Origin of the sequence: Nocardioides sp. NPDC057577 (assembly GCF_042801335.1) — a bacterium.
Taxonomy (GTDB): domain Bacteria; phylum Actinomycetota; class Actinomycetes; order Propionibacteriales; family Nocardioidaceae; genus Nocardioides.
Window position 1 is genome coordinate 1 of record NZ_JBHVGB010000250.1, and the last position, 6,470, is coordinate 6,470.

Sequence of the window (6,470 nt, forward strand, 5' to 3'; positions counted from 1 at the left end):
CTCCCGGAGGAGAGGGCCCGTCGAAAAGCGTTACTCAGGCGTCAGCCGGAACGATGTTGATCACCCGGCGGCCACGGCGCTTGCCGAACTCGACCGCGCCCGCCTGCAGGGCGAACAGGGTGTCGTCGCCGCCACGGCCGACGTTGGTGCCGGGGTGGAAGTGAGTGCCACGCTGGCGGACGATGATCTCGCCGGCGCCGACGACCTGGCCGCCGAAGCGCTTCACACCGAGGCGCTGGGCGTTGGAGTCGCGACCGTTCTTGGTGCTTGCCGCACCCTTCTTGTGTGCCATCTTCTCAGTCCTTCAAGTATCTCTAGAACGCCGGAATCAGGCGTTGATCGCGGTGACCTTGACCTGGGTGTACTTCTGACGGTGACCCTGGCGCTTCTTGTAGCCGGTCTTGTTCTTGTACTTCTGGATGATGATCTTCGGGCCCTTGGAGGCACCGACGATCTCAGCCGCAACCGAAGCCTTGTCGAGGCCGGTCGAGGTCACGTTCTCGCCGTCGACCAGGAGGACCACGGGCAGCGAGACGGCCGAGCCGTTCTCGCCGTCGAGGCGGTCGATCTCGATGACGTCGCCGACAACGACCTTCTGCTGCTTGCTGCCAGCCTTCACGATCGCGTACACCGCGGTCTCCTTCATTGCTCCGAACTCAAAGTCTTGTGTCGACCCGCGGCAAGGCAGACCGGACCCCGAAGCGATAGGTGCCAGCAGATGCCTGCAGGAACGGCGCACTGCGCACGCCGAGATTCAATCTTACGTACGCGGCGAGGTAGCCGCAAAACGCCGCGACACCGTCCGCCCGGACACTGCCCGCGACATGGTGCCCCAGAAGGCCCCGATCGCGCCAACCGGGCGCCCGGTTCGGCCACGACCCCTACGAACCGGGCACGATTCCGGGCATGATGGCGCCCGTGATGTCGACCGAACCGCCGCTCGCGCAAAGCACGGAGACCCGGCAGGAGGAGATCCTGGCGCGCGCACGCACGACCGGCCGGGTCTCGGTGACCGATCTCGCACCCGACCTCGGGGTGAGCGTCGAGACGATCCGGCGCGACCTCAAGGTGCTCGCCGACCGCGGCGTCGTGGAGCGGGTCTACGGAGGCGCGGTCGCCCTGGAGAGCGGCAGCTTCGAGACCTCCCTCGAGTTCCGCGCGAGCCGCGACGTCGATGAGAAGCACCGGATCGCCCGGGCCGCCCTCCAGCACCGGCACGGAGCGGAGACGATCTATATCGACGAAGGCACGATGCCGCAGTTCCTGGCCGAGGAGCTGCTCGGCCAGGGGCCCGCGACGATCATCACCCCGTCGCTCCCGGTGGCCACCCGTCTCTCCGCCGATCCGGAGCTCACCGTGATCATCCTGGGCGGGCGGGTCCGCACCATCACCCGGGGCGTCGTGGACCAGTGGGCGACCCGGATGCTCGCCGACCTGGTGATCGACCTGGCCTACATCGGCGCCAACGGGATCTCCCGCGAGCAGGGCCTGACCACCCAGGACCCCTCGGTCGCCGCGGTGAAGCGGACCGCCATCGAGCGCTCCCGGCGGCGGATCTTCTTCGGCGCCCACACCAAGTTCGGGGCCTCCAGCCTGTGCCGTTTCGCCGGCGTACGCGACTTCGAGCTCCTCATCACCGGCACCGAGCTCGCGGCCAGCGATGCCCGCCGGTTCTCGGCGCTGGGCCCCCGGGTCATCCGGGCCTGAACGGGCCTGAGAACGGGCAGCAACCGGGCGCTCCGGGCGCACCGACCGGGCTAGGGGGTCCGAGCCGAATTACGCCATCGTGGTCCGTGACGACAGTCACACTGCGAGGAGGCAGATCTATGCGGGCACGGAGACGGACCTCCGCAGCGCTGACAGCGCTCTCTTTGGCCACCGTGTTGTTGACGGCATGCGGGACCGGCGGACTGGGCGCCGGCGGGACGAGCGCGGGCGAGCACAGCATCACGGTGCTGATGGTCAACAACCCCCAGATGCTCGAGCTCCAGGAGCTCACCGCGGAGCACTTCACCGAGGAGACCGGGATCGAGGTGAACTTCGTGGTCAAGGTCGAGCAGGACATGCGCGACACCGCCAGCACCGAGTTCGCCAACCAGTCCGGGATCTATGACGTGGCGACGCTGTCCAACTTCGAGATCCCCTACTACGCCGAGGCCGGCTGGATCTCGGACATGGAGAGCATCGCGAACGACCCGGAGTTCGACCAGGACGACATCCTCGCCCCCATGACCGAGGCGCTCTCGGCCAACGGCAAGGTCTATGGCCAGCCGTTCTACGGCGAGTCCTCGTTCCTGATGTACCGCAAGGATCTGTTCGAGAAGCACGGCATCGAGATGCCGGCTGCCCCGACCTGGGAGCAGGTCGCCGGCTTCGCCGCCCAGATCGACGAGGCCGAGGCCGACATGCGTGGCATCTGCCTGCGTGGCCTGGCCGGCTGGGGCGACAACCTCGCCTCGATCACGACGGTGGTCAACACCATGGGCGGCACCTGGTTCGACGAGGACTGGAACGCCCAGGTCGACAAGGGCGGCTTCAAGAAGGCGGCCAACTTCTATGTCGACCTGGTCCGGGAGCACGGCGAGGCCGGCGCCGCGACCTTCAGCTTCCCGCAGTGCCTCAACGCCATGCAGCAGGGCAAGGTCGCGATGTGGTACGACGCCACCTCCGGCGCCGGATCGCTGGAAGCCGAGGAGTCGCCGGTCAAGGGCAAGGTGGGCTACGTCGCCGCACCGCACGACCAGACCGAGAACGCCGGCTGGCTCTACACCTGGGCCTGGGCGATCCAGAAGGCCTCCCGGCACCAGGAGGACGCCAAGAAGTTCGTCGCCTGGGCCTCCAGCAAGGAGTACGAGCAGCTGGTGATGGCCGACACCGAGCACGACACCGGCGGGCCGACCAACGTTCCCGCGGGCAAGCGTGCCTCGACCTATGCGGATCCCGAGTACCTCGAGGTGGCCGGCTCCTTCGCGACCCCGACCATGAACGCGATCAAGAACGCCCAGGCTGACAACCCAGGGGTCCAGAAGCGGCCCTACAACGGCATCCAGTTCGTCGGCGTGCCGAGCTTCACCGACTTCGGCACCGAGTGCGCCAAACAGCTCAGCAGCGCCATCTCGGGCTCGAAGACCACCGACGCGGCACTCGCCCGCTGTCAGTCGCTCGCCCAGGCGTACGGCGACGTCCAGAAGGAGAAGCAGTGATGGCCACCGTGACCGCACCACTCCGCGAAACGACCGAGCCGACGGCGAGCAGGCCGCCCGCGGCGTACCGGAAATGGGGCCGGGAGTCCTGGAAGCTGCGGGCTCCCCTGCTGCCCGCCCTGGTCTTCCTGATCGTGGTGACGCAGCTGCCGTTCGTGGCGACGCTGGTGATGTCGTTCATGAACTGGAGCGCCCAGCCCGACGCCCCGGAGCGCAGCTTCGCCGGCTTCGACAACTTCAAGACCGTGTTCACGACGCCGGCCTACCGTACGGCCGTCCTGAACACGATCGAGATGACCGTGGTCGTCGTCGGGGTCAGCGCCCTGCTCGCCCTCGGTATCGCGCTGCTGCTCAACCATGCGTTCATCGGCCGCGGTCTGGTGCGCACGATGATGATCGCGCCCTTCCTGATCGTGCCGATCGCGGCCGCGGTCTTCTGGGGCAACGGCATCCTGATGACCGGGTTCGGCCTGGTCGACGGCGTGCTCGGTCAGCTCGGGGTGCCCGGTGCCCAAGACATCGCCTTCCTCACCGACCATCCCAAGCTCGCCATCGAGATCCAGCTGATCTGGCAGTGGACGCCGTTCATGATGCTGATCCTGCTCGCCGGCCTGCAGTCGCAGGATCCTGAGGTGCTGGAGGCGGCGAGCATCGACGGCTGCAACGGGTGGCAGACGTTCGTGCACATGACGCTCCCCCACGTACGCCGCTATCTCGAGCTCTCGATCGTGCTCGGCACGATCTTCATCGTCCAGAACTTCGACTCGGTCCTGGGCATGACCGGTGGGCTGAACTCCACCAACATCCCCTACGCCGTCTACGAGACGTTCTACTCGGCCAAGGACTACGGGGTCGCCTCCGCGCTGGGCGTCGTCGTGGTCATCGGCTCACTGATCATCGCGACCTTCGCGCTGCGCGTCGTGTCGTCCCTGCTGACCGACGAGGAGGCAAGTCGATGAACCCATGGAACCGGCAGCGGGTGGCGAAGATCGTCATCCCGATCGCAGCGTGGCTGGTCGGCATCATCTTCGTGATCCCGATCCTCTACATGGTCCTGACCTCGCTGCACGCACCGCAGGACGCCCAGACGTACCCGCCCAGTTGGGGTGCTCCGCTGACGCTGGAGAACTACAGCGGCCTGTTCACCTCGGCCAACCCGATCACCCCGGCACTGATCAACTCGGTGATCACCAGCGTGATCTCGACGCTGCTCGTGCTCGTCCTGGCCATCCCAGCGGCGTACGCCCTGGCGATCAAGCCGGTGAAGAAGTGGTCGGATGCGATGTTCTTCTTCCTGTCGACGAAGATGCTGCCGATGGTCGCGGGGATCCTGCCGATCTACCTGTTCACGACCAAGGTCATCAACATGCCCGACAACGTGATCATCCTGGTCCTGCTCTATACCGCGATGAACCTGCCGATCGCGGTCTGGATGATGCGGTCGTTCCTGGCCGAGGTGCCGCCGGCGATCATCGAGGCGGCCTCGATCGACGGCGCGTCGACGCTCAGGATCCTGACCCGCATCGTGGCGCCGATCGCGATGCCCGGCGTCGCGGCCACCTCGCTGATCTGCTTCATCTTCTCGTGGAACGAGCAGCTCTACGCCAAGGTCCTCACCAGCGTCGCCGCGCAGACCGGACCGGTCTACGTGAACACCCTGATCCAGACCGAGCACGCCTACCTCGCCGAGCTCGCCGCCGGGGCGACGCTGATCTCGCTGCCCGTGCTCATCGCCGGCTTCGCCGCTCAGGACAAGCTGGTGCAGGGCCTCTCCCTCGGGGCGGTCAAATGACCCACGCTCGACTCACGACGGCTCGGCTCGGCGAGCTGTCTGCGGCTGTTGCCATCCCCACCTATGACCGAACCGCCGTCACACCCGGGATCGTGCATCTCGGGGTCGGTGGCTTCCACCGTGCCCACCAGGCGCGCTATGTCGACGACCTGCTCTCTTCGGGCATCCGCGACTGGGGCATCGTCGGGGTGGGGCTGATGCCCCAGGACGTACGCATGCGGGATGCTCTCGCCGCGCAGGACCATCTCTACACGCTCGTCGAGCGGGCGCCGGACGGGGGCGTGCGTGGGCGGGTGATCGGGTCGATCATCGACTACCTCTTCGCCCCCGACTCCCCCGCGGACGTGCTGAGGCTGCTCACCGACCCGCGGATCCGGATCGTGTCGCTGACCATCACCGAGGGTGGCTATCACGTCAACCAGGCGACCGGTGGCTTCGATGCGTCCGACCCCGCCATCCAGGAGGACCTGCGGACGGGGGCGGTGCCGTCGACTGCGTTCGGCTACGTCGTGGAGGCGCTGGCTCGTCGTCGGGCCGCCGGGGTGGCGCCGTTCACGGTCATGTCGTGCGACAACATCGCCGGCAACGGCGAGGTCGCCCGGGCGATGCTGTCGGCGTTCGCCTCCCTGCGCGACCCGGCCCTGGGTGACTGGATCGCCTCCGAGGTCGCCTTCCCGAGCTCGATGGTGGACCGGATCACCCCGGCGACCACCGATACCGACGTCGAGGAGGTCGGCTGGCGATTCGGGATCGGCGACACGTGGCCGGTGGTCAGCGAGCCGTTCTCCCAGTGGGTGCTCGAGGACCACTTCCCGCAGGGACGGCCACCGTTCGAGCAGGCCGGGGTCGAGATGGTGCCCGACGTCGAGCCGTACGAGCTGATGAAGCTGCGGCTCCTCAACGCCAGCCACCAGGCACTGTGCTATCTCGGCTACCTGTCCGGCTACCGCTACGCCCACGAGGTCTGCACGGACCCGCTGTTCGTCGACTTCCTGCTCGGCTACATGTCGCAGGAGGGCGCCCCGACCCTGCCGAAGGTGCCCGGGGTGGACCTGCCCGGCTACCAGCGGGAGCTGATCGCCCGCTTCGCCAACCCCTACATCCGCGACACCCTGGCGCGGCTGTGCGCGGAGAGCTCTGACCGGATCCCGAAGTGGCTCGTCCCGGTCATCTCTGCCCAGCTCGCCTCGGGCGGTTCCGTGCGCCGGTCGGCGCTCGTCGTCGCCTCCTGGGCCCGCTATGCCGAAGGGGTCGACGAGCAGGGATCGCCGATCGACATCGTCGACCGGCGCCGGGCCGACGTGACGGCCCGCGCGATCGCGCAGCGCGAGGACCCGCTCGCCTTCCTCCGCGACCCCGACCTCTTCGGCGATCTCGTCGACTCCCCTGAGTTCACCGAGCCGTACGCCGAGGCGCTGGCGTCGCTGCACTCCGTCGGGGCGCGCAAGACCCTCGAGGTCTGGGAGGGCTGAGCG

General features: G+C 67.7%; 7 protein-coding genes. 5 read left to right on the forward strand and 2 right to left on the reverse strand.

Translation table 11 applies throughout. From position 1 onward, the window contains the following. Positions 1-34 precede the first annotated feature (34 nt). Positions 35-292, reverse strand: coding sequence for a 50S ribosomal protein L27 (rpmA, locus tag ACFU7D_RS28030; RefSeq protein ID WP_378732812.1), 258 nt, complete (start codon positions 290-292; stop codon positions 35-37). 36 nt (positions 293-328) lie between these two features. Continuing rightward, positions 329-631 (reverse strand): 50S ribosomal protein L21, encoded by a 303-nt coding sequence (rplU, locus tag ACFU7D_RS28035; RefSeq protein WP_160024636.1) that lies wholly within the window; start codon positions 629-631, stop codon positions 329-331. Between the two features lie 275 nt (positions 632-906). On the opposite strand from rplU, the gene ACFU7D_RS28040 reads away from it, so the two are divergent. The 5 genes from ACFU7D_RS28040 to ACFU7D_RS28060 all read left to right on the forward strand — a co-directional run bounded on the left by ACFU7D_RS28040 (position 907) and on the right by ACFU7D_RS28060 (position 6,467). Next, positions 907-1,707: a DeoR/GlpR family DNA-binding transcription regulator gene (locus ACFU7D_RS28040; protein WP_378873477.1), complete on the forward strand. Its 801-nt coding sequence runs from the start codon at positions 907-909 to the stop codon at positions 1,705-1,707. Between the two features lie 119 nt (positions 1,708-1,826). Next, a complete protein-coding gene (locus tag ACFU7D_RS28045) occupies positions 1,827-3,203 on the forward strand; it encodes an ABC transporter substrate-binding protein (RefSeq protein WP_378873479.1) in 1,377 nt (458 codons plus the stop codon). Then, positions 3,203-4,162, forward strand: a complete 960-nt coding sequence (locus ACFU7D_RS28050; protein ID WP_378732806.1) for a carbohydrate ABC transporter permease — start codon at positions 3,203-3,205, stop codon at positions 4,160-4,162. The genes ACFU7D_RS28045 and ACFU7D_RS28050 overlap by 1 nt, the downstream gene beginning before the upstream one ends. Then, positions 4,159-4,995: a carbohydrate ABC transporter permease gene (locus ACFU7D_RS28055; RefSeq protein ID WP_378732804.1), complete on the forward strand. Its 837-nt coding sequence runs from the start codon at positions 4,159-4,161 to the stop codon at positions 4,993-4,995. The genes ACFU7D_RS28050 and ACFU7D_RS28055 overlap by 4 nt, the downstream gene beginning before the upstream one ends. After that, positions 4,992-6,467 carry a mannitol dehydrogenase family protein gene (locus tag ACFU7D_RS28060; RefSeq protein ID WP_378873481.1) on the forward strand — a complete coding sequence of 492 codons (1,476 nt, stop codon included), beginning with the start codon at positions 4,992-4,994 and terminating at the stop codon, positions 6,465-6,467. Before ACFU7D_RS28055 ends, ACFU7D_RS28060 begins: the two co-directional genes overlap by 4 nt. Positions 6,468-6,470 lie beyond the last annotated feature (3 nt).

What these genes read in the sequence shown, in the direction of transcription:
- rpmA (WP_378732812.1), bottom strand. Translation starts at nt 292, where the DNA reads ATGGCACACAAGAAGGGTGCGGCAAGCACCAAGAACGGTCGCGACTCC.
- ACFU7D_RS28040 (WP_378873477.1), top strand. Translation starts at nt 907, where the DNA reads ATGATGGCGCCCGTGATGTCGACCGAACCGCCGCTCGCGCAAAGCACG.
- ACFU7D_RS28045 (WP_378873479.1), top strand. Translation starts at nt 1,827, where the DNA reads ATGCGGGCACGGAGACGGACCTCCGCAGCGCTGACAGCGCTCTCTTTG.
- ACFU7D_RS28050 (WP_378732806.1), top strand. Translation starts at nt 3,203, where the DNA reads ATGGCCACCGTGACCGCACCACTCCGCGAAACGACCGAGCCGACGGCG.
- ACFU7D_RS28055 (WP_378732804.1), top strand. Translation starts at nt 4,159, where the DNA reads ATGAACCCATGGAACCGGCAGCGGGTGGCGAAGATCGTCATCCCGATC.
- ACFU7D_RS28060 (WP_378873481.1), top strand. Translation starts at nt 4,992, where the DNA reads ATGACCCACGCTCGACTCACGACGGCTCGGCTCGGCGAGCTGTCTGCG.